The organism is Streptomyces sp. NPDC002130 (assembly GCF_040296465.1).
Taxonomy (GTDB): domain Bacteria; phylum Actinomycetota; class Actinomycetes; order Streptomycetales; family Streptomycetaceae; genus Streptomyces.
Genome location: NZ_JBEOXI010000913.1, coordinates 1 through 1,326, shown reverse-complemented (window position 1 = coordinate 1,326; position 1,326 = coordinate 1). Strand labels below are relative to the sequence as shown.

Sequence of the window (1,326 nt, the reverse complement as noted above, 5' to 3'; positions counted from 1 at the left end):
CTTGCTCTCGACCCTCGGCATGATCACCGCGGACGCCAATGCTTTCCTCGTCCCCACACCACGCCCACTGCTCCTGCGCATCGCCCGCTACCTCGACGGCGCCGCAGCATCCATCACCGACGGGGCGAACCTTCCCGACGGACTCGACGACACCCACCGACAGCAATTCGCGGACATCCTCGCCCAGGACGCCGACGGAATCCGGGCCCTCGCCAACACCGACGACGGCGACACCCCAACCCTGTGGCGCACCCCCAACCCGCGCTGACCCCCTGCGCAGCGAATCGCAGTCCACACGCCGAAACCTGCGGGGCGGGCCGCCCGCCGATAGACCAGGGGTGGCTACCGGCGGAGCGTTCGCCATACCCGTTGGGGACCGGGTGATGCCGCCCCCGAAAATTTACGTCCCGTTCACCCCCGTTACCAGTCTTCGCACAGTTACAGCTACTTGAGCATTGAACTACCGAGGAGTACCTCGCCGCCTGCAGGTGAACCGTACCGAGCTAGTTCCTCGCATCCAGGGGTGCGCCGTCACTTACCTCCCACGTACCGAGCGCCCAGCAATGACGCAGTAACATCACACTGTGGTGCGCTGCTTTCCGCCTCGGTTCCAGCGCACCACCCGTTGCCACCGCGCAGGCAGTCGCCCCTTTCACTCGGCCTGCATGATCCACACGTGCAGGAGCTACCCATGGCCTCCCCCGACGAGCGTCTGACCGCCAAACTCGAGCAACTCCCCATCAGCGACGACGCCCCCATGTGTTCACTCCTGCGCACCACCCTGCTCAAACACGCTCAACACGGCAGCGACATCACCGAACCCACTGTGCTGGGACTGCTCGCTATCACCGGCGCCCTCGAAGAACGACTCACCCGACTCGAAGCCACGATTCAGCCCTCCCCCACACCATGACGGCACCACCGCCTCGCATCGACCGACGAAAGCGCGTCCGAAAGTTCCTCGGAGCGAGGTCAGAAATTGCCGTTGTCCTCAGCTGCATCCTCTTCGCCCTCGTCATCGTCTGGTGGGCAGCCTGAAAAAAACTTCTCTGTCGAAAAGACAAGGTCTGTGGGTTATTCGACATAGATTGTCGACACCAGTTCTCGACACCGCTCCCTCAGTACGAACTGGGGTGTGAATCGCGGATTTAGGTGGCACGCCTTTTACGGTGATAGCTGTCGCGGGCGCTGTGCCGACCCGCGGCTCCCAAACGATCATTTTCGGCAGGGGGATGACCACCGAGCTGCCCCGCACCCAGGAACAGCTTCCCCCCGAGTTCTTCACCGCCCCCGAGGGCAACGACCTGCACACCGCCAATGCCAAGC

General features: G+C 63.6%; 2 protein-coding genes. Both read left to right on the top strand.

Translation table 11 applies throughout. The features are described from left to right. On the top strand, positions 1-268 hold a 268-nt coding region (locus tag ABT116_RS46910; RefSeq protein ID WP_351647455.1), incomplete at its 5' end, for a hypothetical protein. Between the two features lie 423 nt (positions 269-691). Further along, the gene (locus ABT116_RS46905; protein WP_209923336.1) at positions 692-913 is read left to right on the top strand and encodes a hypothetical protein; all 222 of its coding nucleotides are present in this window, start codon (positions 692-694) and stop codon (positions 911-913) included. The last annotated feature ends 413 nt before the right edge of the window (positions 914-1,326 follow it).